At 42.1% G+C, this 24,020-nt stretch carries 22 protein-coding genes; 14 read left to right on the top strand and 8 right to left on the bottom strand.

The annotated features are described in order from the left end of the window. Positions 1 to 87 precede the first annotated feature (87 nt). From CU635_RS12365 to CU635_RS12385, 5 genes are all read left to right on the top strand, one after another. A complete protein-coding gene (locus CU635_RS12365; protein WP_101577686.1) occupies positions 88 to 1,275 on the top strand; it encodes a DUF418 domain-containing protein in 1,188 nt (395 codons plus the stop codon). A 41-nt stretch (positions 1,276 to 1,316) separates the two neighbouring features. Next, positions 1,317 to 2,225, top strand: a complete 909-nt coding sequence (locus CU635_RS12370; protein ID WP_101577687.1) for a fumarylacetoacetate hydrolase family protein — start codon at positions 1,317 to 1,319, stop codon at positions 2,223 to 2,225. Positions 2,226 to 2,314: 89 nt separating this feature from the next. After that, positions 2,315 to 2,674, top strand: a complete 360-nt coding sequence (locus tag CU635_RS12375; RefSeq protein WP_101577688.1) for a YisL family protein — start codon at positions 2,315 to 2,317, stop codon at positions 2,672 to 2,674. Positions 2,675 to 2,800: 126 nt separating this feature from the next. Then, on the top strand, positions 2,801 to 3,007 hold the full coding sequence (locus CU635_RS12380) for a hypothetical protein (protein ID WP_101577689.1): 207 nt from the start codon (positions 2,801 to 2,803) through the stop codon (positions 3,005 to 3,007). After that, positions 3,004 to 3,306 carry a spore coat protein gene (locus CU635_RS12385; protein WP_101577690.1) on the top strand — a complete coding sequence of 101 codons (303 nt, stop codon included), beginning with the start codon at positions 3,004 to 3,006 and terminating at the stop codon, positions 3,304 to 3,306. The genes CU635_RS12380 and CU635_RS12385 overlap by 4 nt, the downstream gene beginning before the upstream one ends. Before the next feature lie 103 nt (positions 3,307 to 3,409). Here CU635_RS12385 and CU635_RS12390 read toward each other — a convergent pair whose 3' ends face one another. Then, on the bottom strand, positions 3,410 to 3,973 hold the full coding sequence (locus CU635_RS12390) for a DUF2777 domain-containing protein (protein ID WP_101577691.1): 564 nt from the start codon (positions 3,971 to 3,973) through the stop codon (positions 3,410 to 3,412). Positions 3,974 to 4,142: 169 nt separating this feature from the next. Here CU635_RS12390 and asnB point away from each other — a divergent pair, with 169 nt between their 5' ends. Beyond that, positions 4,143 to 5,990, top strand: a complete 1,848-nt coding sequence (asnB, locus tag CU635_RS12395; RefSeq protein WP_101577692.1) for an asparagine synthase (glutamine-hydrolyzing) — start codon at positions 4,143 to 4,145, stop codon at positions 5,988 to 5,990. A gap of 75 nt (positions 5,991 to 6,065) precedes the next feature. On the opposite strand, the gene CU635_RS12400 is transcribed toward asnB, so the two are convergent. Further along, on the bottom strand, positions 6,066 to 7,418 hold the full coding sequence (locus tag CU635_RS12400) for an MATE family efflux transporter (protein WP_101577693.1): 1,353 nt from the start codon (positions 7,416 to 7,418) through the stop codon (positions 6,066 to 6,068). 52 nt (positions 7,419 to 7,470) lie between these two features. Beyond that, a complete protein-coding gene (locus CU635_RS12405) occupies positions 7,471 to 9,228 on the bottom strand; it encodes an alpha-glycosidase (protein ID WP_101577940.1) in 1,758 nt (585 codons plus the stop codon). A 340-nt stretch (positions 9,229 to 9,568) separates the two neighbouring features. Between CU635_RS12405 and CU635_RS12410 the strand changes: the two genes are divergently transcribed. From CU635_RS12410 to CU635_RS12435, 6 genes are all read left to right on the top strand, one after another. Beyond that, positions 9,569 to 10,858 carry an extracellular solute-binding protein gene (locus CU635_RS12410; RefSeq protein ID WP_101577694.1) on the top strand — a complete coding sequence of 430 codons (1,290 nt, stop codon included), beginning with the start codon at positions 9,569 to 9,571 and terminating at the stop codon, positions 10,856 to 10,858. A gap of 157 nt (positions 10,859 to 11,015) precedes the next feature. Then, positions 11,016 to 12,299, top strand: a complete 1,284-nt coding sequence (locus CU635_RS12415; RefSeq protein ID WP_373270854.1) for a carbohydrate ABC transporter permease — start codon at positions 11,016 to 11,018, stop codon at positions 12,297 to 12,299. 2 nt (positions 12,300 to 12,301) lie between these two features. Continuing rightward, on the top strand, positions 12,302 to 13,144 hold the full coding sequence (locus CU635_RS12420) for a sugar ABC transporter permease (RefSeq protein ID WP_101577696.1): 843 nt from the start codon (positions 12,302 to 12,304) through the stop codon (positions 13,142 to 13,144). Positions 13,145 to 13,304: 160 nt separating this feature from the next. Next, complete coding sequence (locus CU635_RS12425; RefSeq protein WP_101577697.1) at positions 13,305 to 14,846, top strand: alpha-amylase family glycosyl hydrolase; 1,542 nt, start codon at positions 13,305 to 13,307, stop codon at positions 14,844 to 14,846. 147 nt (positions 14,847 to 14,993) lie between these two features. Beyond that, on the top strand, positions 14,994 to 17,354 hold the full coding sequence (locus CU635_RS12430) for a glycoside hydrolase family 31 protein (RefSeq protein ID WP_101577698.1): 2,361 nt from the start codon (positions 14,994 to 14,996) through the stop codon (positions 17,352 to 17,354). A 41-nt stretch (positions 17,355 to 17,395) separates the two neighbouring features. Beyond that, positions 17,396 to 18,439: a LacI family DNA-binding transcriptional regulator gene (locus CU635_RS12435; RefSeq protein WP_101577699.1), complete on the top strand. Its 1,044-nt coding sequence runs from the start codon at positions 17,396 to 17,398 to the stop codon at positions 18,437 to 18,439. A gap of 61 nt (positions 18,440 to 18,500) precedes the next feature. On the opposite strand, the gene CU635_RS12440 is transcribed toward CU635_RS12435, so the two are convergent. The 4 genes from CU635_RS12440 to CU635_RS12455 form a co-directional block, all read right to left on the bottom strand. Then, complete coding sequence (locus CU635_RS12440; protein ID WP_101577700.1) at positions 18,501 to 19,370, bottom strand: SDR family oxidoreductase; 870 nt, start codon at positions 19,368 to 19,370, stop codon at positions 18,501 to 18,503. A 226-nt stretch (positions 19,371 to 19,596) separates the two neighbouring features. Then, complete coding sequence (locus CU635_RS12445; RefSeq protein WP_101577701.1) at positions 19,597 to 19,788, bottom strand: hypothetical protein; 192 nt, start codon at positions 19,786 to 19,788, stop codon at positions 19,597 to 19,599. 63 nt (positions 19,789 to 19,851) lie between these two features. After that, on the bottom strand, positions 19,852 to 20,070 hold the full coding sequence (locus tag CU635_RS12450) for a hypothetical protein (protein ID WP_101577702.1): 219 nt from the start codon (positions 20,068 to 20,070) through the stop codon (positions 19,852 to 19,854). 175 nt (positions 20,071 to 20,245) lie between these two features. Next, positions 20,246 to 20,737, bottom strand: a complete 492-nt coding sequence (locus tag CU635_RS12455) for a YajQ family cyclic di-GMP-binding protein (protein WP_101577703.1) — start codon at positions 20,735 to 20,737, stop codon at positions 20,246 to 20,248. 114 nt (positions 20,738 to 20,851) lie between these two features. Between CU635_RS12455 and CU635_RS12460 the strand changes: the two genes are divergently transcribed. Continuing rightward, a complete protein-coding gene (locus CU635_RS12460; RefSeq protein WP_101577704.1) occupies positions 20,852 to 21,733 on the top strand; it encodes a CvfB family protein in 882 nt (293 codons plus the stop codon). Positions 21,734 to 21,829: 96 nt separating this feature from the next. Here the strand turns inward: CU635_RS12460 and CU635_RS12465 are convergent, their stop codons facing one another. Next, entirely contained in the window at positions 21,830 to 22,693 is an 864-nt protein-coding gene (locus CU635_RS12465) for a DegV family protein (RefSeq protein ID WP_101577705.1), read from the bottom strand. A gap of 466 nt (positions 22,694 to 23,159) precedes the next feature. On the opposite strand from CU635_RS12465, the gene CU635_RS12470 reads away from it, so the two are divergent. Continuing rightward, the gene (locus CU635_RS12470; RefSeq protein WP_101577706.1) at positions 23,160 to 24,002 is read left to right on the top strand and encodes a YitT family protein; all 843 of its coding nucleotides are present in this window, start codon (positions 23,160 to 23,162) and stop codon (positions 24,000 to 24,002) included. Positions 24,003 to 24,020 lie beyond the last annotated feature (18 nt).

The raw sequence follows: 24,020 nt of genomic DNA on the forward strand, positions 1-24,020 counted from the left end.
GATGAACTCCAGAGCACATTATAATCACTTTTCCCGCTTTTTCAGGTATAATGAATTTCACGACTTTTCTAAAAAAGGGATGATGCCATGCCAACAATAAATAAGAGAATCACCTCGATCGACACGATGAGAGGCGTGGCGATATTGGGGATCTTTCTTGTCAATATGATGTCCTTTCATTCGCCAATTCTGTATATTGATCCTTTGCAATGGTGGAATGAACCGGTGGACAAAGCAGTGTACGTTGTTATCGACGTTTTTGCACAAGCCAGCTTTTACCCGCTATTTGCGCTTTTGTTCGGTTATGGACTTGTCATCCTGCGAGAGCGTGTTCTCGCAAGGCAAGCAAAGTTTACGCCGATCGCCTTGCGCCGGTTGTTTCTTCTATTAATGATGGGCATCATCCACGCCTTCTTCATTTGGCACGGCGATATTTTGATTACTTACGCGGTGTTCGGCTTTATCGCACTTTTATTTTTAAAACTACCAGGAAAAGCTTTAATGCTGACAGGAACTTTGCTCTATACAATCGCAAATATTATTTTCGGCATACTGGTAATCGGCATGGTGATGTTTACTCCTGAAGCTGAGTTAACGATGTATGATCATGCTGCAGCGGCATTATCCCAGCAAATCTATCAGGAAGGCAGCTTTAGCGAGATTACGGTCCAACGGGCAACTGATTGGTATATGGTGAATAACTTTGTATCGTTTTTCTTAATGCTGTCTTCGATTCTTCCCCTGTTTCTGATCGGTGCTGGAGCAGCGAAGCTGAAATGGCTGGAGCATCCTGAAGAGCATAAACAGAAGCTCCGGAAGATTTTGGTCGTGACGCTGATAAGCGGTTTACTTATTAAAATATCTCCCTACTTACTGGGCAGAAATGTGGCGAGCGAATTTGTACAGGATTTTTTTGGCGGGGCGCTCCTGGCAATCTCATATGCACTGATGGTTGCTTTTGCCGTAAGAAGACCAGCAACTGCAAAATTGCTCATGCCGTTTGCAACTGTCGGCCGGATGTCGCTCAGCAATTATCTGCTCCAATCAATCGTCTCGACGCTGATTTTTTACAGCTATGGCCTTGGTTTTTACGGCGATATTTCCCTTGCAGGCGGGACGGTTCTTGTCGTGTTTATTTTTGCCTTTCAAATAATCATAAGCCAACTATGGATGAAACATTTCTTATATGGCCCGTTCGAATGGTTATGGAGATGTTTTACCTATCTAAAACTGCAAAAATTGAAACGAACTGAGATCGAGTTGAAAAAATCATGATATTAAAAACAGCTTTAATAATGACTTAGTGGGGTGTTCAAATGAAATTTGCAACAGCACAGGATGATTTAGGCGTTTTTGTTGGCATGGTCGATAACAAGGGAGAGCGTATTCTTCCTTTAAACCGAGCGGAAAAAATAAGAACAGACTCGAATGGATTTCCTGAAAAGCTGATCGAATGTATCTCACTCGGGGAATCGTTCATTGCAAAAGCAGCAGCCCTTGAGGCATGGGCAAGTGAAAACCAGCGGGAAGCCGAACTTTACATACCAATCGATCAAGTAAAATTGTTAGCGCCGATCCCGCGCCCCGCGAAAAATATTTTCTGTGTAGGTAAAAACTATGCGGAGCATGCGATTGAAATGGGCAGCAAAGAAGATATACCGGAGCATATTATGGTTTTTACAAAGGCGCCTACTACAGTGATTGGCCACGAAGACGTCATTTTGAATCACGCACATGTGACAAACGAACTCGATTATGAAGGGGAGCTTGCCGTCATTATCGGAAAGAAGGGTAAAGAAATCCGTAAAGAAGAGGCTCTTGACTATGTTTTCGGGTATACGGTATTGAATGATGTTACCGCAAGGGACTTACAGACACGGCACAAACAATTTTTTATCGGAAAAAGCCTTGATGGCTCCTGCCCGGTTGGACCGTGGATCGTTCATGCGTCGGCTCTGCCGAATCCAAATCACTTATTCATCCAGACAAAGGTCAACGGAGAGCTGAGGCAAAATTCCAATACGGAAAATTTTATTTTCCCTGTTGAAGAAATTATTTCGGTTTTGTCCCAAGGAATGACCCTTGAACCGGGGGATATTATCGCAACCGGAACACCGGCAGGAGTTGGGAAAGGATTTCGTCCTCCTCGCTTTTTGCAGCCAGGTGATCTGATCGAAATTGAAGTAGAGGGAATTGGAAAACTTGTCAACAAAGTAGAAAGCTAGATTTGCCACACTGGGACCAGCTTATTTTTAGGTTTTTCCCTGTGAATATGTTATGATGATATCGAATTTTACATAAGGGGGATCTGTGCATGACCACGCATTTTCATATTACCGCATGGTTTTTAGCGCTTGTTTTGTTTTTCGTGGCGCTCGGATTGCATAAAAGCGGGAATCAAAAAGGCTCTAAAATAGTACATATGATCTTAAGAGTATTGTATCTTTTGATTATTGCTACCGGAGCTGAGTTTTTATTTAGAATCGAAAACGTTACGTTAGCCTATATCCTAAAAACCGCAGTCGGACTTTGGGTAATTGCGATGCTTGAAATGATTTTAATTCGCACAAAAAATCAGAAGAAAACATCTATTTTATGGGGACAATTCATTGTTGCCCTTGTGCTAGTCCTTTATCTCGGACTCAGCCTGCCAATCGGATTTGATTGGTTCTAATTAGCATAATATTTCAGGAAACTGCCAGTTCATGTCGGGCAGTTTTTTTGTTTGGCCGCGACGAATAAAGCTGATTTTTTCTACAAAGTATAAACAAGTAGCTATAACGATTAGGGAGTGAAAATAATGACAAAGTATCTCGGCGTTCATGAAACTTTGGAAGCTCACGAAATATTGACCTTCAAAAATGTTTGTTTAACAAAATCCCACACAATGAGTGGATTAGCGCAGGACGAAGAGCTTAAGGCATTGCTTGCCGGTGATGTAGAAGTCAACAGGGCGCACATTCAGCAGTTGCAGGAGTTATTAACAAAACAGGAGGCGCTTTCATGAATAAAATTTTGCGGAACATGACTGGAATGGGCGGAATGACCGATCAAGTGATTGCGACGGACTTTTTAAATACAGCAAAATCAGGTGTCAGAAATCTTTCGATGGCCATTACTGAATCTGCCACGCCAGAGCTAAGAACAGCGTTTAGGCAGCAATTAAATTCAGCAATTGAGACACACGGAAAAATCAGTCAATATATGATTTCAAAAGGGTATTATCATCCGCATCGATTGGACGAGCAACTACAGGTCGATATAAATATGTCCGAGACGGCGATGAACCTCACTCAACAGCAATAATGTAATAGAGAACACTGTATTAATAACAAAAAAGAAGAACTTCACATTCGGAGTTCTTCTTTTTGTCCTGCTAATACCTGAGTTGAAAAGTCTCCAACGATGATTATTTTGAAATTTTTTCAATGACCATGCGCTTTCCGCTGTTTAATGTGAATTCGAAGCGATCATTGCTGTTTTCGTAATAGTAAAAATGATGCTGGACGGCACAAATGTGGTCTTGATTGTCAAAAACAAGGAAATTAACACCGCTTTTTCGCTTTTCATCGTTCAAAAAAGATAGGTGGTTGTAACAATAAATACAGTCAAATGCCGAAAAGTGCAGGGAATTAAGCGTCGTAATGAACTGAAAAAAAGCATCATCGTTAATGCCTTCCAGCAATTGTTCAAGTGAATAAATTAGATGCTTGCGCATTCTAACACGATCCTGACTATTTAAGTAAATGACCTCATCTGCAAGTCCGATTTTTCCTTCTTCAAACAGAATACCTTTCTTCCAGCGATTATAACGGAAAACCTGGATTTCCTGGTGGAGATAATCATCGAGCATTGTTGCTTCTTCCGTTTCACCATCAAAAAAGATCCATTGATCGTTAATGTACTCAATGGTTCCTTCTGTATATGCCCTCGTTTGACATTCAAAAAGCCTTGTTCGCTGCTGTCGATTCATGGTATAACCTCCGTCATTAGTTGCCTCACCATCCTTTGTAGACAGTTTAACCCGTTTTTATAACTCTCTTTCTTTAATTTAGGCTGTTAACCATTTTTGCCGGATTGCATACACTGAAAGCACGCTAACCTGCGCCTACTATATTTTCCGCTCAGAAAGGATGATCACAATGTGTGGAATTACCGGCTGGATTGATTTTGCCAGGGACATGAACAAAGAGAAGACAGTTATCGAAACAATGGCGGCAACTTTGTCAAAACGAGGTCCGGATGATACGAATGTTTGGACTTGTGCGCATGCCGGATTTGGTCATAAAAGGCTCGTTGTTGTTGATCCTGCCGGAGGAAAACAGCCAATGACAAAAGAAAAGTATGGTAAAAGGTTTACAATTTGCTATAACGGTGAACTTTACAATACAGAAGATCTGCGTAAAGACCTGATATTAAAAGGATATTCCTTTAAAGGTCATTCTGATACAGAAGTATTGCTGACTGCCTATATGGAATGGGAAGAAAAATGCGTCGAATATTTAAACGGTATCTTTGCCTTTGCGATATGGGATGAAAAAAGGGCGCAGCTGTTTATTGGCAGGGACCGGCTAGGTGTTAAACCGCTTTTCTTTATTGAAGCCAAGAACGGATTGTTGTTTGGATCGGAACTAAAAGCGTTATTAACCCATCCTGATGTCACTGCAGAGCTTGACCGCGAGGGCCTCTCAGAAATTTTTGGACTCGGTCCGTCCCGCGTTCCTGGCAGTGGGGTTTTTAAAGGAATTAAAGAGCTGCGGCCGGCACATTGCCTTCGCTTTAGCAGGAATGGTTTGAAAACTTATCGTTACTGGAATGTTAAAAGTGAGCAGCACACTGATAATTTGCAGGAAACGGCTGAAAAAATCCGCTTTCTTGTGACCGACGCTGTTACCAGACAGTTGGTTTCCGATGTGCCGCTCTGTACCTTTCTATCGGGAGGGTTGGATTCGAGTGCGATAACAGCAATTGCTGCAAAACAGTTTGGAAAAGAGGGAAAAGGGTATCTTCATACGTACTCAATTGATTATGAGGGAAACGAGCAGTTTTTTACGGAAAGTGAGTTTCAGCCAAACTCAGACGCCCACTGGATTCAGTTAATGACAGATTCATTTCAAACCATTCATCATAAGTGCATTATTTCACAAGAGGATGTGGCTTGGTACCTTGAGGAAGCGGTGCTGGTCAGGGATCTGCCGGGAATGGCTGATATTGATTCGTCTTTATTATGGTTTTGCAAAGAAATTAAAAAAGACTTTGTTGTCAGTCTTTCCGGTGAATGTGCCGATGAAATTTTTGGGGGATATCCATGGTTTCATCGCAGCGAAGACTTAAACCGGAATGGATTTCCATGGATGCGCTCTACGGAAGAACGGCAAAATCTTTTAAAAGATCACTGGAGAACCAAGCTGCAGCTTGAAGACTATGTATCTCAGAAATATCAAGAAACCATTCAAGAAACACCTCGTTTAGATGGTGAAAGCAATGAGGATGCAAAAAGGAGAGAAATATTTTACTTGAATATCCTCTGGTTTATGACAACCTTACTTGATCGGAAGGACCGAATGAGCATGGGAGCAAGCCTGGAGGTCAGGGTTCCGTTTGCAGACCATCGCCTTGTTGAGTATGTGTGGAATATTCCCTGGCAATTAAAAATGCACGGCAACAGAGAAAAGGGCATCCTTCGCAAGGCCTTGGAGGGTATGCTTCCGGATGAAGTGCTTTACCGGAAAAAGAGCCCTTATCCGAAAACCCATCACCCGACATATACTAAGGCTGTTCAAAAAATGCTTTCCGGGATTTTAAGGGACAAAAGCTCGGCATTATATGAGTTTTTTGACGCAAATCAATTAAAACAAATCGCTGATTCTGGAGGATCCGCATTTACTGTGCCGTGGTACGGCCAATTGATGACAGGCCCGCAACTGTTAGCCCATTTAGCGCAAATTCACATCTGGTTTGAAAAATACAACATTCAAATTGTTGATTAAATGGCAGAAAGAAGCTCCTTTTCAGGGCTTCTTTGTTTCTTTCCTTTTCACACAAGATTGGACCCGAACGAATGATCATGCCGATTCGGACGTAACAAAAGAATTTTTCACCCAGACCCTTGATTTCCAACGCCACAGCATCAGCAATCCCCTTAACCATTCATCAGCAATGAATGCGATCCAAATGCCGACTAAACCGAGCCCAAAATAGATTCCTAACAGGTATGATAGTGTTACACTAACTCCCCACATCGAGAGAATTCCCATATAAACCGGGAATTTTACATCTCCAGCAGCACGAAGAGCATTAATGACGACCAAATTAAATGAGCGCCCTGGTTCTAATATGATTGTCAGCAATAACAGGCTGCCGCCGACTTTGATAATCTCTGAATTTGCAGTGAAAACCCCCATTAAACTATCGGAAAAAAACGAGACTGCCACTGCGCCACTAAACGACATGAGTATCGCCAGTTTTAAACTTCTTAAGCAGCGTTTATATGCTTCTTCATATTGTTTTGCCCCAATCATATGCCCAATCAAGATTTGCGTACCCTGGCTGATGGCAACGCTAAACAGAAAAATAAACATCATGATATTTTGTGCATACACTTTTGATGTTAATGCTTCTGTACCTAAAATCGCAATGAAGTAGGTGATCACGATTTGCGACCCGTTATAGGACAAATGCTCACCGGCAGAGGGAATGCCGATGCCGAGCAAGTTTTTCATATGAATCTTCGGAAATTTTAAAAGCAGGTGAATAGGAAATGAATCAGGAATTCGTTTAAACAAAATAATGACAGCCGCAATAAGTCCAATAATCCTGCTTACAACCGTTGAAATAGCAACACCTTCCACACCCAAAATTGGAATGCCAAACGGGCCAAATATAAATAGGTAATTACCGATTACATTTAGAATATTCATGCCAATCGTGATGTACATAACATCTTTTGTAAAACCGTAGCTGCGGACAATCGCACCGATCGTCATAATTGCAGCCTGAACAAAAGAAAAGCCGCCGACAATGACTAAATAGATGTTAGCTTCATCTAAAAGTTCTTCGGGCAAATCCATGATTCGCAGCAGCGGTTTGCTGAAGATTAAGACAGCAATGCTTAGCAGAAGGCCGAAGCTAAGGTTTGCACCCAGCGAGACAGCCGCTATTTCTTTGGCGGTCTGGATCTGTTTGGCACCCAGATTTTGGGCAATTAAGATCGCTGTCCCCGTTGCAATAAAGCCAAACATGACGATAACAAGCGACAAAATTTGGTTCGATACGCCAACGGCCGCAACAGAGTCATCCGAATATTGCGAAAGCATCAGTGTATCAGCGTTACCCATTAGCATATGTAACAGAATTTCGATAAAAATAGGCCATGTTAAGGCAAAAAGTGTCATATTTTTCTTTGCTGTCTTTCCCATGTGCAGGTCCCCTTACCAGTCAGTCTTAAGCAACAGCTTAAGACTGACTCATTTAAAACGTTAAGATCGCATAATCATATCGAGCCAGAGACACAAACAAATCATCGGCCTCGGCTGCGAATTCAGAGCCATTTTTTAGATCGGTAATTTTCCGGCTTTTTAAAGGAAAAGGGAGCGTGTATTTTTGTTGTTCAGCAGAATTGTTGCAAATGACAACCACGACTTTTTGTCCATCCGTTTTCGAAAAAGCGATCACCTGACTGTCTTCATTTACCGGCAAGAAGGTTAGCTGGCCCTTGTTGGCAAGCAGCTTCTCTGTTGCGCGCAGCTTGATTAGTGCCTGGATGTGAGTAAACAGCTCCCTGTTTTGTTCTTCTTCCGCCCATGGCATACATTTTCGGCAGCCTGGATCCGTGTCACCAGTCAAGCCGATTTCATCGCCGTAATAAATACACGGCGTCCCGGTAAATGTCAGCATAAACGCATATATTAATTTTGCTTTTTGCACATCCTCGCCGCATTCAGTCAGGATTCGCTTTGTGTCATGGCTGCCGACAAGATTAAAGACTGTTTCATTTATCGTGGCAGGATAAAGCTGAGTAACGGTTGTCATATTGTCAGTAAACTCGGCTGCACTGATATTTTCCTTCGCAAAAAACTCAACAACATTCGTGAGAAACGGATAATTCATCACTGCATCAAATTGGTCCCCGCGCAGCCACGGCATCGAGTCATGCCAGACTTCACCCAAAATATATACATCCGGCTTAATCGCTTTCACCTCGCGGCGGAAATCGCGCCAAAATTGGTGGTCGATTTCATTGGCGACATCAAGTCTCCAACCATCAATATCAAACTCCCTGATCCAGTAGCGGCCGACTTCCAATAAATACTCCTTTACATCAGGATCATACGTATTTAATTTGGGCATCGACTCGACAAACCCGAATGTAGCGTAATTTGGCCGGTCCCCGCCTTTTAAAGGGAACTCGGAAATATGAAACCAATTTGCATACTTGGATGCGGCTCTGTTTGTTAATACATCCTGAAAAGGTTCAAAGTGGTAGCCGCTATGGTTAAAAACGGCATCAAGCATGATCCTGATTCCGTTCTCATGGCACTTGTCTACCAGTTTTTTAAATGTTTCTTTGTCGCCAAATTGCGGATCAATTTCAAAGTAATTGATCGTATCATATTTATGGTTCGAATATGCTTTGAATATCGGCGTGAAATAAATACCGGTGATGCCGAGTTCTTTTAAATAATCAAGATGGTCGATGATGCCTTGAAAATCTCCGCCAAAAAAATTGGATGCCGATGGTTGTTCGCTCGCCCAGTCCTTCGTGTTGTCCGGGTTAATCGATTCGTCCCCATTCGCAAAACGCTCAGGAAAAATTTGATACCAGACTGTATCCTTGACCCATTCAGGAGCTCGAAAAACCTCTGTTTCATGGAGATAGGGAAAGCAGAAATAGTAGCCGGAATCTTCAGGCGGCTCAGTAAAGAATCCTTTTTCTGTGTATAAAATCTGCTCGTCTTCGTTCTTTAAGAAAAAACCGTAACGCAGTCGCTTCGCTGGTGGCTTTACTTCAATTTGCCAATAATCAAACAAGGCATCTGATCCTGTCTTGCTTAAAGAAGCCTCATATGTAGCCCATTTATCATCGATCCACTCAAATGGATCGCCGTATAATAAATCAATTTTTTCTACATTATTTTTTTTCGTGCGAATCCGAATGTGCAAAGCATCCTCACGAACAGGATAAGCAAAGGAATCTGTAGGTCTGTGGTATACGGCTGAAACATCGATCATAATTTTCTCCTTTCAATGCAATCGGTTGCATTTTTTTGCATACTTTCTTAAAAGGTAGCAAAGAATCTCTGATCATTCAAGCCATACCTTTGTTAAAAAGTGAAAATATTTTTTCTCTAATTCTATGAAAACGGTTGCTAAAAGTAAAAATATAGGTATAATGAAAGTGAAGTTTGTGCAATCGTTTTCGCAAAAAAAGTGTGATTATAGAAAACAGAGTCATGCCATAGCAAATTTTTTTGCAACATTATGATAACGCTTACTTAACTGCTTTTTTTGGATTGGTGCGCAAACGTTGTATGAAACTACTAAAATCCTACATATGGAGGGGTCAATGATGAAGAAGGCAGTATCTATTTTTATGTTATTCGTATTGTTGCTGGGAGTTTTATCTGCTTGCGGGCCAGACCGTGAGGCAACTCGTCCGGCAGATACAGGAAAAGATAAAGAGACTAAAACTGAAGAACCGGCAAAACCGGAGAAACTGGTTGTTTGGGAAGATACAGATAAAGGGATTGCACTTGAACCAGCGATAGCCTCTTTTGAAGAAAAATACGGAATTACTGTTGAGTTCCAGGAACTCGGAATGGCGGATAAAATTCGTGATCAGCTTCGCCTTGATGGTCCAGCAGGCAACGCTCCGGACGTAGTTACACTACCCCATGACCAAATTGGACAGGTTGCTATTGAAGGGTTAATCCAGGAAATTAAAGTGGACCAATCTGTTATCGATACATTTACTGAATCCTCAATTACGGCGCAAATGTTCGATGGGAAGCTTTATGGTCTTCCTAAAGCAACAGAGACTCCAGTTTTTATTTATAATAAAGCGCTAATGGAAAGTGCTCCGAAAACAATGGATGAAGTTTACGAGTTTGCTAAAAACTTTAATCAAGAAGGAAAATATGGATTTATCGCAGTATGGGATGACTTCTACTTTGCACATGGCGTCCTTGCCGGGATGGGCGGTTATGTGTTCAAGGAAAAAGACGGGTCTTTGGATCCTGCTAATATTGGCCTTAATAACGACGGTGCCATCAAAGGGGCCGAGTATATTCAAAAATGGTATTCTGAAGGATTATTTCCTAATGGTATTATTGGACAGAGCGGCGGTACGACAAGAGACGGACTGTTTAATGAAGGAAGTATTGCTTCTATGATGAACGGTCCATGGGCATTCCAGGGAGCAAAGGATGCGGGTATTGATATCGGGGTCGCTCCAATGCCAAAGCTTCCAAACGGTAAAAATATGAAAACCTTCATGGGTGTTAAAGGATGGCATGTTACTGCTTTTACAGACAATGCTTATTGGGCAACAAAATTTGTTGAGCATATCACCAATGAAGAAAATGCTAAAAAACGTTATGAACTGACTCAGGAAATTCCTCCTGTCAAATCGTTAATTGATGATCCGGTTATTGCTGAAAATGAAGGTGCCAAAGCTGTTGCTGAACAATCACAGTACGCTGTTCCTATGCCAAACATCCCTCACATTGCAGAAGTGTGGGAACCAATGGCATCTGCACTACAGACTATTGCAACCGGGAAGTCCGAAGCAAAACCGGCACTTGATGATGCTGTGAAAACAATTGAAACAAATATTGAATCCAATCACCCTACGAAATAATAGTTGCTTTTGTATCATCGGGCGGTACCTCTTAATGGGTATTGCCCATCCTTTTTTTAACATAACATAAGGATGTTTTTTGCGAAGTTACCAACTTAAGATAGCAGATAAATTTTCGTTGCTGCTTTCTCCTAATAGAAAGGGAGGCATGGTTAAAGTGGATGATGTGAACACGGTCACCAATCATGGAAGAAACGCGGGACTTCTCTCGCTCATTCCGGGGTTTGGCCAGTTTTATAATAAACAATTTCTTAAAGGGGCAATTTTTCTTATTTTAGCTTCGTCATTTTTTATTGCCTTCTATGACACGCTCAATTGGGGATTTTGGGGACTGATAACTTTAGGTACCATCCCGATGGTCGATCATTCAATCTTTTTGCTGATCGATGGAATCATCGCAGTGATCGTAACAGTGCTGGGATTGATGATTTATGCTTTTAATATTTACGATGCTTATACCAATGGCAAAAAACGTGATCGGGGTTTCAAGCTGAACAGCGTTCGCGAACAGTATCATAATCTACTGGACAATGGCTTTCCCTATTTAATGATTTCGCCGGGCTTTTTCCTATTAATATTTGTTGTTATTTTCCCGATTTTGTTTGTGGTTTTGCTTTCTTTTACGAATTATGATTTATACCATTCGCCACCCGCCAAACTCGTCGACTGGGTAGCTTTTCAAAATTTTGTGGATATTTTTAAGCTGGATCTTTGGAGAAAAACCTTTTTTGGTGTTATGGGCTGGACAATCGTTTGGACATTTGGGGCGACGACATTACAGGTTGCCTTAGGTATTTTCCTTGCGATCTTAATCAACCAGAAGGATCTTAAAGGAAAAGCAATGATCAGAACAATTTTTATCCTTCCATGGGCCGTTCCTTCTTTTATTTCGATCATGATTTTTTCAGGTATGTTCAATGAAAGCTTTGGAATTATTAATACTGGGTTGTTGGATGCGCTCGGTATCTCGTCCATCCCGTGGATGACCGAAGAGCTATGGACAAGGGTTGCTTTAATTTTTATCCAGTCGTGGCTTGGTTTTCCGTTTATATTTGCGATGACAACAGGCATACTCCAATCGATTCCGGATGAATTATATGAAGCAGCAACCGTTGACGGAGCTTCGATTTTCCAAAAATTTTCACAGATTACCTTGCCGCTCGTCTTGTTTGCGACTGCTCCGATCATCATCACACAGTACACATTTAACTTTAACAATTTTAACGTAATCTTCTTGTTCAATGGTGGAGGTCCTGCGATTCCGGGCCAAAATGCCGGTGGGACAGACATTTTGATTTCGTGGATTTATAAATTGACGATGACTTCTGCGCAGTATGGAAAAGCGGCTGCGATTACGATGATCCTTTCACTGATCGTTGTATCAGTAGCGTTATGGCAATTTAGAAGAACGAAATCATTCCAAGAGGAGGATTTGATGTAGCGATGAGCATGAAGAAAAGTAAAATTATCCGCCTGACGCTGACGTACACTGTGATTGCGTTAATGTCTTTCATCATTATCTATCCACTTCTTTGGGTAATCGGCTCGTCCTTCAATCCCGGGCAAAGCTTATCAGGGTCGAAGATGTTTCCGGAAAATCCGACGATCGTACATTACCAATATCTTTTTGATACAGATAAGTCCAACTATGTACACTGGTATATGAATTCACTTAAAATTAGTATTTCAACAATGGTTCTTACCGTGATTACTGTATCTTTAACAGCCTATTCATTTTCCCGCTACCGATTTGTTGGCAGGAAAAATGGCTTAATAACGTTTTTGATATTGCAAATGATTCCCAATTTCGCAGCCTTAATTGCTATCTTTGTGTTAGCGACAAGAACCGAACTGATCGATACTCACCTTGGTCTCATTCTTGTTTATGTAGGCGGGCAAATCCCGATGAACACCTGGCTGATGAAGGGCTATTTGGACACGATTCCGAAAGAACTTGATGAGTCGGCGAAGATGGATGGAGCAGGGCATCTGCGCGTTTTTTGGCAAATCGTTTTGCCGCTTGCAAAACCTATCATTTCCGTTGTGGCGCTGTTTTCCTTCATCGCTCCTTTGGGCGATTTTATCCTGGCGAGAGTTTTGCTCCGAACAAATGAGAAATTTACAATGACTGTTGGTTTGTATGAAATGGTGGCCAAGCAATTTGGGAACGAATTTACCAAATTTGCGGCAGGTTCTGTATTAATCGCGATTCCGATTGCAATCCTTTTCCTGATGTTCCAAAAATACTTCGTTTCCGGTTTGACGGCAGGGGGAACAAAAGGCTAATCTTAAAGGCGGATATAAAAGCTGCGGCGTGATTGCCGGTTAATGCCGGCAAGCTCATAGAGAAAAGCCCACTGGCAGCCACGGATTTCTGCTTAAATGTTGAAAAGCGGATTTCACGTTAGACTGCGCAGCTTGAGACGACTTTAAGGAGGAAACGGAGATGAAAACGAACAAGTATCTTTTCACTCTTATCTTAATTCCGTTTGTTCTTTTTTACGCCTTTCCGGCAGGAGCGGTTGAAAAAGAAGAGCGCAAATGGCAGGATGAGACCATTTATTATATAATGGTTGACCGATTTAGCAATATTGATTCCAACAATGATTTTGTTGTCGATGCCGATGGTCCGATGGCATACCATGGCGGCGATTTCAAAGGAATTATCGACAGGCTTGATTATTTAAAAGAGATGGGATTTACAGCTTTACGTCTTACCCCTGTATTTGATAATGAAGCGGGCGGCTATCACGGTTACTTGATTAATGACTTTTATAAAACAGAAGAACATTTCGGAACGATAAACGAGTTTAAACAGCTTGTTAAAGAAGCACATGATCGAGATATGAAAATTATTTTGGATTTTGTCGTTAATCAGGTTGGGCCGAATCATGAATGGACGAACGATCCGGAAAAACAGGATTGGTTTCAACAAAAGCAGGAAATTGTAAATGTCGAAGACAAGGAAGCGCGGGAAAATGGCCAGTTAAATGGCATGCCTGATCTTGATCAGGATCATCCTGAAGTGAGAAAATACTTGTTGGATGCTGCTACCTGGTGGATTGAAGAGACGGACATTGACGGTTATGGCCTTGATGCTGTTGATCATGTGCCGATCAGCTTCTGGGAGGATTTTGCCAAAGAAGTAAAACAGAAAAAAGAAGATTTTTATTTAATCGGTGAAATATCATCTGACGATCCAAATGAAATTGCTGAATATAAAAAAACAGGTATTGATGGCTTTGTTGATTATCCGTTGAATAATTACTTGAGAAAGGCATTTTCCAAGCCCGATCAGTCACTCGGCACACTTTTCAGCGCGTGGGAGCAACATCAGGAAAGCTATGATAACCCATATTTAATGGGAACTTTTATGGATAATGATCAGACAGCCCGCTTCACGCGGGATATTATCAAAAATGAGATTCATCCCGGCCCGAGATGGAAGCTTGCTTTAACCTATCTATACACAACGCCCGGAATTCCGATTGTTTATTACGGAAGTGAGATTGCCCTTGACGGCGGAGACGAACCAGATAATCACAGGCAAATGGATTTCCGGACAGATAAAGAATTAGTTGACTATATTACAAAATTGGGCGAATTGCGCGATCAATATCCATCTTTAACAAGAGGAACGATCGAGCTTTTATTTGAAGACAAAGGAATGGTTGTTTATAAGCGGACCTCGGGTGACGAAACGTCGGTGATTGCGATTAATAACAGCTCTGAAACAAAGTCAGCTGAGCTGGAGGAGAGCAGTCTTGATGCGGACAAAGAGTTAAGAGGTCTGTTGAATGGCGACCTGATTAAGAGCAGTGAAGGACAATATAAACTCGTCCTCGACCGGGAAGAAGCGGAAATCTACTTTTTAACAGAAAAAACCGGTTTAAATATTCCTTATCTCACAGTTATGGGTGCTGTCTATGCAGCGTTCCTCGTATTTATTATTTTAGTCTGGAAGAGATCGAGAAGAAAAAGCTCCTAGGCAGGGATGGTAAAGCAGTGTCACCCTGCAAATTAAACCTGCACACCGGTGATTTGTTGCCGCAACGCGGACTTATCAGGGAGCGATCGATCTGACAGAAACTCATCTTAATAACAGCCTGTTAGAATGGCATGAGGAGGCGGAGAGATGCTTGAAGACACTAGTTTTGCTATTCACCCTGGCCAAAAAAAGCAAGTGAAAAATCGTAATTTTAATGATATTGGAAAAGTCATCAAATTTGAACAAACAGCCAATGGAGCAACCGTTCAAACCGAATCAGGGGATTTGAAGATCGTCTTTTATCGTGCTGATATTGTTCGCTTTGTCTTAAACCCGTTTGGGGATACAACACTTGCAAGCAGCCCGGCTCTAATTGCAGAACCAGAGAGTGTTGATTTTTTAGCAGAAGACGCAGACGAAGATATACTTTTGCAATCAGCAAAGTTGACCGTTCAGATAAAAAAGAACCCAGTGAGACTCACTGTGTCTGATCAGGACGGGAACGTACTTATACGGGAAGCGGCAAAAGGAATGGGCTATAATCATTCGAATGAAGTGATTTGCTTTAAAGAGATGGACGTGGCAGACCATTTTTACGGATTTGGTGAAAAGACTGGTTTTCTTGATAAACGCGGCGAAAAAATGACGATGTGGAACACTGATGTCTATGCACCCCATAATCCCGAGACAGATCCGTTATATCAATCAATTCCTTATTTTATGACGCTGAGAAACGGCAGTGCTCATGGACTATTTTTTGATAACACCTTTAAAACTACTTTTGATTTTAAGACTGAAAAAGATGGTTATTCTTTTGGCGCAGAAGGAGGACAAATCGATTATTACGTTATGTCAGGTCCTGAGCCAAAGGATGTGCTTGAGCAATATACGGCCTTAACCGGCCGGATTCCGATTCCTCCGAAATGGGCAATCGGCTATCATCAATCGCGCTACAGCTACGAGTCGGAGCAGGAAGTGCGGGAGCTTGCAAATACTTTTCTTGAAAAGGGTATCCCGCTTGATGTCATCTATTTAGACATTCATTATATGAACGAATATCGCGTGTTTACCTTTGATCGCGCCCGGTTTCCGAAACCAGCCCAGCTTGTCAGTGACCTAAAAGAAAAAGGTATACGCGTCATTCCGATTGTCGATCCGGGTGTTAAAGAGGACCCTGAGTACAAGATCTATCAAGAAGGAGTCCAGGGCGGCCACTTTTGCAAGTACATCGAAGGAAAAATTTACTTAGGTGATGTATGGCCGGGAAATAGTGCTTTCCCTGATTTTACAAGCTCCAGAGTCCGTAAATGGTGGGGAGAAAAACACGAATTTTACACGAATTTAGGAATTGAAGGCATATGGAATGATATGAATGAACCGGCCGTCTTTAACGAAACGAAAACGATGGATCTGAAAGTCATTCATGAAAACGAAGGTGATCCGAAGACCCATCGTGAATTGCACAATCTTTATGGACTTATGATGGGGAAGGCAACCTACACCGGCATGAAAAACCAGCTGGAAGGTTTGCGGCCGTTTTTGCTGACGCGGGCGGGCTTTGCTGGCGTGCAGCGCTATGCAGCTGTATGGACCGGGGATAACCGCAGCTTCTGGGAGCATTTGCAACTGTCGCTGCCGATGGTTATGAATCTCGGATTATCGGGAATTCCTTTTGCAGGTCCTGATGTCGGTGGTTTTGCCCATGATTCCAATGGAGAACTTCTCACGCGTTGGACGCAGGTTGGCGCCTTTACACCGTATTTCCGCAATCACAGTGCAATCGGCTTTGCAAGGCAGGAGCCGTGGTCGTTTGGCGAAAAATACGAAAAAATTATTAAGAAATATATTGAAATTCGCTACCAGTGGCTTCCGCATCTTTATTCTTTGTTTGCGGAGGCACATCGAAGCGGAACGCCGGTGATGCGCCCATTAATGTTCGAATACCCGCATGATGCCAACACATATCAGCTGTCAGATCAATTTATGGTTGGCGATAATGTGATTGTTGCACCAATCATGCAGCCGGGTATAGAACACCGCGCTGTTTATCTCCCTGAGGGGCAATGGATCGATTATTGGACAGGCGAGGAATGGGCGGGAGAGCAGCATCACTTAATAAAGGCAGAGCTCGATGTGCTGCCGGTATTTATAAAAAAGGGATCGCTTGTCGTTCAAGGTGAACTGAAGCAAACTACTGAAATGAAAGACGAGAAGTTAACCGTTCATTTGTACTATGGAGACTGTACCGATTACTCATTCAAGCTTTATCAGGATGATGGCATCAGCTTCGATTACGAGAATGGGAAATGCCTTACGAAAGAAATGAACGTTATATGCCAGGATGGAAAAGTCGACCTTACCATAACAGATAGAGGAAAATTCCAGCCTGATTGGAAGACTGTTGAGTTGGTTATTCACGGTGTGTGCGACAATATTTCTGTTTCAGTAAACGGTATCGTAAAATCAGCGATAAAAAAGAACGAACAAATGTTTACATTTCAATTATAATATAACTAACGGAATAACGGCTTCCGAGGGAGGGTGATAGAATGGCTGTTACAATTAAAGACGTCGCCAAGCTTGCAAAGGTAGCACCGTCAACGGTTTCGCGTGTTATTGCAAATAGTCCGCGAATCAGCGAAAAAACAAAGAAAAAGGTCCGCAAAGCAATGGAGCAGCTCGGTTATCATCCGAACTTTATAGCGAGAAGCCTGGCAAGCCAGTATACTCAAGCAATTGGCCTGGTGATGCCAAGTTCAACCGATGTTGTTTTTCAAAACCCGTTTTTCCCAACCGTGTTAAGAGGGTTGAGTGAAGGCGCTCATGAAAACCAATACGCCCTAACGATGACAACTGGCAAAACGGAGGAACAAATTTTTGAAGGAGTCGTTCAAATGGTGCAGGGGCGACGGGTTGACGGCGTTGCTCTTCTTTATTCAAAAGTAGAAGACAAAGTGCTCACCTATTTGCAGGACCAAAAGTTTCCGTTTGTTGTGATTGGCAAACCTTTCAAAAACGTCGAAGAAATTACCCATGTCGATAATGATAATTTTCGCGCCGCGAAAGAGGCTACAGAGTACTTAATCTCACTCGGCCATGAGCGAATCGGCTTTGTCGGCGGCAATTTGAACCTTGTTGTAACGGTGGACCGTCTGCTAGGATATGAAAAGGCGCTCCGTGAGGCAGGGATATCTCTTGCCAATGAATACATCATCCATGAGGAGTTTTTACGAGAAGGCGGTCAGGAAGCAGTCAATGCACTTATCTCCCTCGAAAAACAGCCAACAGCCCTTGTTGTTGCCGATGATTTAATGGCTTTAGGTATTTTGAATACCTTCGATGAAATGGGCATCAGCGTTCCGGATGATATGTCGATTATCAGCTTTAACAATGTTTTGCTGTCGGAGATGTCCCGGCCCCCGTTAACGTCTGTCGATATCAATATATTCGCACTCGGATATGAAGCAGCGCGGAGCTTGATTGAAAAAATTGAAAACCCGAAAGAACCAGTGAAAAGAATTATTATCCCGCATGAACTTATGATCAGATCTTCTTGCGGCCAGCCCAAAATCAATAACCGGATCATTATTTAAAGCAGCGGAGCGACAGCCCCACTGCTTTTTTTGCACAAAATACTGACCAGCACTGCCAGTGTCACCCGTTCACAATCGTTCCGCCGTTAACATGGATAATTTGGCCGCTGACATAAGTTGAGTCGTCACTGGCGAGATAAACATAGCTGGGTGCAAGCTCATATGGCTGGCCGGCTCTGCCCATCGGTGTATTGGCACCGAACTTGGCGACTTTTTCTTTTGTAAAAGTCGACGGAATAAGCGGTGTCCAAATTGGCCCCGGTGCCACTCCATTCACCCTGATCCCTTTATCATCAAGAGACAGGGCGAGCGATCTTGTGAAGGACACGATTGCCCCTTTTGTGGATGAATAGTCAATAAGCTGTTTGTTTCCCTGATAGGCGGTGATTGATGCTGTATTAATGATCGTACTTCCCTTTTGCAAGTGGGGAAGTACCGCCTTTGTCAAATAGAAAATCGAAAAAATATTGGTTCGGAAAGTTCGTTCAAGCTGCTCTGACGAAATGTCGAGCAAGCTGTTTTGAGGGTGTTGTTCTGCTGCATTGTTAACGAGAATATCAATCTTGCCAAACAGGTCAAGTGTTTTGCTGACTGCATCCTTACAAAAGCTTTCATCACCAATATCTCCGGCTATTAGCAAGCATTCCCGGCCTTCCGCTTCGACAAGTTGCCTTGTTTCCCGGGCATCCTCCGTTTCTTCCAAATAAACGATTGCGACATTGGCTCCTTCTTTCGCAAAATAAATAGCGACCGATTTGCCGATGCCGCTGTCTCCACCTGTAATAAGGGCTACTTTATCGTTCAGTTTACCTGCTCCTTTATAATTGTCGTCAACAGAAATCGGTTCAGGATGCATTTCATCCTCTGTACCTGGCTGGTGATCCTGGTGCTGGGGCGGAAAAGTATTTTTTTGTTCGTTTTGGCTGCTCATTAAATTCCCTCCAATTATTCGTCTATATATAATTAATTCCATTTTAGTATGGAGGGAAAACCTGGAAAATATTTGCAGAGATCGCTGAAAGTGAAATTTATGTGAATTAACGGGAGGAACTTTAAGAAAAATAGGGACACATATAATTTTAAATCCATGTATTCGGAGAGAATTAATGGGGACAAAAAATATATATACTATTGGTTAATTACCAGGCGCTGGCCAATTAGAGTTCGAGAAAAAACAATTCTATGTAACAATGATTATAGGACAGTAATTCCATTTCAATGATTCGTGTCATATATATTTCAGCATCAGACTCATCCTCTAAGAGCTGCTCAATGTAATCTACTACTTCTGGATATCCCTTTTCATCAGCAGCCCAGATGTTATTGTCAATTAACACCTTTGTGGTCACTTGACATCTTCCTCCCAATCTTCACGGTTTGCAATTCGGTCTGCTTCTCTTAGGCCTTCTATGCTAAAGTGTCTGGCACTGCCAGCTAGTTTTTGTGTAAAGGACCTCTTTGGGTGTTTGGTCTTTTACTGTCACAACTTCAATTTCAACGGCGGTTCTCGCAAAGTGTTTTCCATATAGTTTACCTTTTAATCGGGGATGATTGATGATTTGTCTTGCCAAAGCGTGTGCATTTCTGTGTTGTTCTCTTGTTCGAGAAGTAGTTGTACCCCTGTCTTTCATATTCATACCCTCCTTCGCTATGGATTTAAAACGAGTTGATATCCCCTATCTAAAGCATACCATTTTCTGTTATAGAAAGCACAGTCCAACCCGAATCCAAGTTGTAGCTTTATATTATATATTTTATGTTTGAAATCAAAAAGTGGCTGTAATAGCCACTTTCCTGATTAACTTATTATCGATAATTAACAAACTGCACATCGACGGTTAAATCTGCTTCACGGATTGCTGCAATGATCTGCTGCAGGTCGTCACGGTTTTTTCCGGTGACCCTGACCTGGTCGTCTTGGACCTGGCTCTTAACCTTTACACCGCTGTTTTTAATAATCGTATTAATTATCTTGGCATTTTCTTTGTCAATTCCCTGGACAAGCTTGGCCCGTTGGCGCACTGTTCCTCCTGAGGCATTTTCGATTTTTCCATAATCGAGATTTTTGATGGGAATGCCCCGCTTAATCATTTTGCTTAAAAGCACGTCTTTTAATTGGCCTAACTTATATTCATCATCCGAAACAAGCACAAGCTCTTCTTTATCAAGTGATAAGTCACTTTTGCTTCCTTTAAAATCGTAGCGTGTTTGAATTTCCTTCAAGGCAATATTGATCGCATTCGTGACTTCGGACATCTCCACCTTGGACACAATATCAAATGAACTTTCTTTTGACATAATAACCTCCGATAACATTTTTCTTTATGGGTTCATTATAGTAAAATATAGCAGTCTAAACAACTATGTGCTTGGTTAAGGTGCGGAAAAGAAAGACAATTAGGAGGAATTATCTTGTCTTTAACAGAAAACTTGGGCCGGACAGCGTTATTAAAGGTGGCTAGAACATCGGAGTTCGGATTCTTTTTAACAGATGGAGAAGAAGATGTGCTATTGCATAAGAATGAAGCAAAACAATCATACGAAGAGGGAGATGAGTTGGAAGTATTTCTTTACACCGACTCACAAGGGAGAATCGCTGCCGCTGATAAAATCCCGGCTATACAGGTTGAACGCTATGAATGGGTGCCCGTAACTGATGTCAATCCGGGTTTGGGCGTTTTTCTCGATATCGGCATCCAAAAAGAATTACTGCTAGGGGAAGAAGATCTTCCCGCCCATAAAGGCGTCTGGCCGAAACAAGGGGATCTCGTTTATGCGACGATCCGGGTCAATCGGAATAATCGCCTGTATGCGCGCCTTGCAACTGACAAGGTTTTTGAAGAAATAGCGGTTAAAGCCGGCAACGAAGACTTCAATAAAAATATTCAGGGGCATATATACAGGACTGCCAAGGTGGGCAGCTGGATCTATACGGCTGATGGCTTTAAAGGCTTTATCCATGAATCGCAGCGGGGCAGAGAGCCACGCCTTGGAGAAAGGGTAGAAGGCCGAATTATCGATGTCAAAGCAGACGGAACGGTCAACGTTTCTTTATTGAAGAGGAAGCACGATGTGATGGATCAGGATGCAGAAACCGTTTTAGCCTATCTCGTTTCTCGGAATGGCGCGATGCCATACTGGGATAAAAGCCTGCCCGACGAGATTACTGAACGTTTCCAAATGAGCAAAGCTGCTTTTAAAAGGGCACTCGGCAAACTGATCAAAGAAGACATGATTTATCAAGAAGAAGGCTGGACCTATTTGAAAAAAGACGAAGACCGCCAGTCAAAATAAGCAAAAGGACAAGCAGTCGGCATGGTGCCGAAGCTTGTCCTTTTTTCATAGATTGAATAATTGTATATCGTCTGCGATACATAGTAGTAGTAGGTATTAGTCCACAGGAAGCTGATTTAAAAAGAAAATCGCGATAGTACCTGGACCGGTATGAGATCCGATAGCGGCACCAATCGGTGTAATCATCACATCTTTGGCACCAAATTCTTCTTGAATAAGCTTTTTCATTTCCTCGGCTGTTTCCAAATCATCGGCATGGCTGATTCCGATTTTTTGCGTGCCCAATTGTACGCCGCGTTCATGCATTACTTCGATTATGCGGCGCAGCAGTTTTTTCTTGCCGCGCAGCTTTTCAAGGGGGATCAGCTTGCCATCCTCGACATTTAAAAGCGGTTTGATGTTTAACAAGCCGCCAAGAAACGCGGATGCTTTCGAAACGCGGCCGCCTTTTGCCAAGTATTCCAAATCATCAACGGTAAATAAATGCTCCATATGCCCGGCCCGAAATTCGATGTCCCGCAAGATAGCTTCCTTTGGCACGCCTTGACTTGCCATCCAGGCTGCTTCGGCGACAACCAATCCACACCCCAGTGAGGCACCTTTTGTATCGACGATCGTTAAATTAAAGTTTGGATATTGTTCTTTTACTTGTTCCAGGATCATCATGGCTGTTTGATAGGTACCTGATAACTGGGAAGAAAACGCTATGTAAATTCCATCTTCGTTATTTTCGGCCATTCTGGTAAATACTTCTTTAAACGCATGCGGTGAAACCTGGGACGTTTTTGGGTGTTGCCCATCGCGGATCGCATCATAAACCGCCTTAGGCTCAATTGTTTTCAGATCCTCATATTCCCTGTCAGCTAAATGAACCTTTAGCGGAAATAAGGTAACATCATTTTCCTCGTAAAACTGCAAAGGTAAATCGCACGCGCTGTCAGCCAATATTTTTACTGTCATGGATATCACCTTCTTTCGACCAATTTATGTACTTAGTTTAGCGTTTTTATGGGAAAAATACAATGAATTGTATTGGGAATTAGCAAAATTGGGTAAAGATTTAATAGGTGCGTAAATTTGTCAATGTATTAAGCTAAACCGAAAAACGCATTAAATTGTCTTAATAAACGAGCAGGATTCCGTATGAACGAATACTGTTTTAATTTTAAATAATTGTTCGTTTATCAATTAAAGGAGTAAATTTCACAATGTAACAAGCTAAACCGAAAAACGAATGAAGTTGTCTAAATTAACAGGAGTATGCCGTAGGAAACGAATAATACTGTCTTAAATTATAAATAACCGTTCGTTTTTCAGTTAAAGAATGCTTTTATGAAATTCACTCAAAGAAATGCTTTATGAAATTTATGCAGATATGTCTGTTTTGAGTGGATTGTTTATGATGATAATTTACAGGGGGTAAATGATGGTTCTATTACATACAAAGAAGTGTTTCGTTGTCCTGATTGGCGCGCTATTAAATGCGATTGCCATGAACTTTTTTTTAATTCCTGCCAATGTATACGCAAGTGGCTTCACGGGTGTTGCCCAACTGATCTCTACAGTACTGAGTGATATTACGCCACTGCCGCTGACGACAGGAATTTTGCTGTTTCTTTTAAACATACCTGTCACCATTCTTGCCTGGAGAAAAGTCGGAAAAACGTTTACACTCTACAGTTTTATCAGTGTCGTGTCAATGTCTTTATTTCTTGAGCTGCTCCCGATTAAGGAAGTGGCTGATGATATTCTCCTCAATGCTGTGTTTGGCGGGGTTATCGCAGCTATTGGAGTAGGGATGACATTGAAATGGGGTGCTTCAACAGGCGGAATGGATATTGTTGCGATGGTGTTGTCAAGAATGAAAGATAAACCAGTCGGTACATATTTTTTTGTCCTTAATGCCATCATTATAATATCAGCCGGTTTTTTATATGGGTGGGAAAAAGCGCTTTACACTCTGGTTGCCCTTTATGCTTCAACGAGGGTAATCGATGCCATCCATACAAGGCATCAGAAACTGACCGTGATGATTATTACGAAAAAGCCGGAAGAACTGAAAGAAGCGATCCATGGAAAACTGGTCAGAGGCATTACGAGAGTATCGGCAAAAGGGGCATTTACGAACGAGAACAAGGAAATGATGATTATTGTCATTACCCGCTATGAATTATTTGATCTCGAACGGATTATTAAAGAAGTTGATCCCCATGCCTTTACCAATATTGTTCAGACGACAGAAGTTTTTGGAATGTTCCGGAAGGATTAAGTCGCGTCATCTGGAGGC

Source organism: Bacillus canaveralius, assembly GCF_002860125.1.
GTDB lineage: Bacteria > Bacillota > Bacilli > Bacillales > Cytobacillaceae > Bacillus_BJ > Bacillus_BJ canaveralius.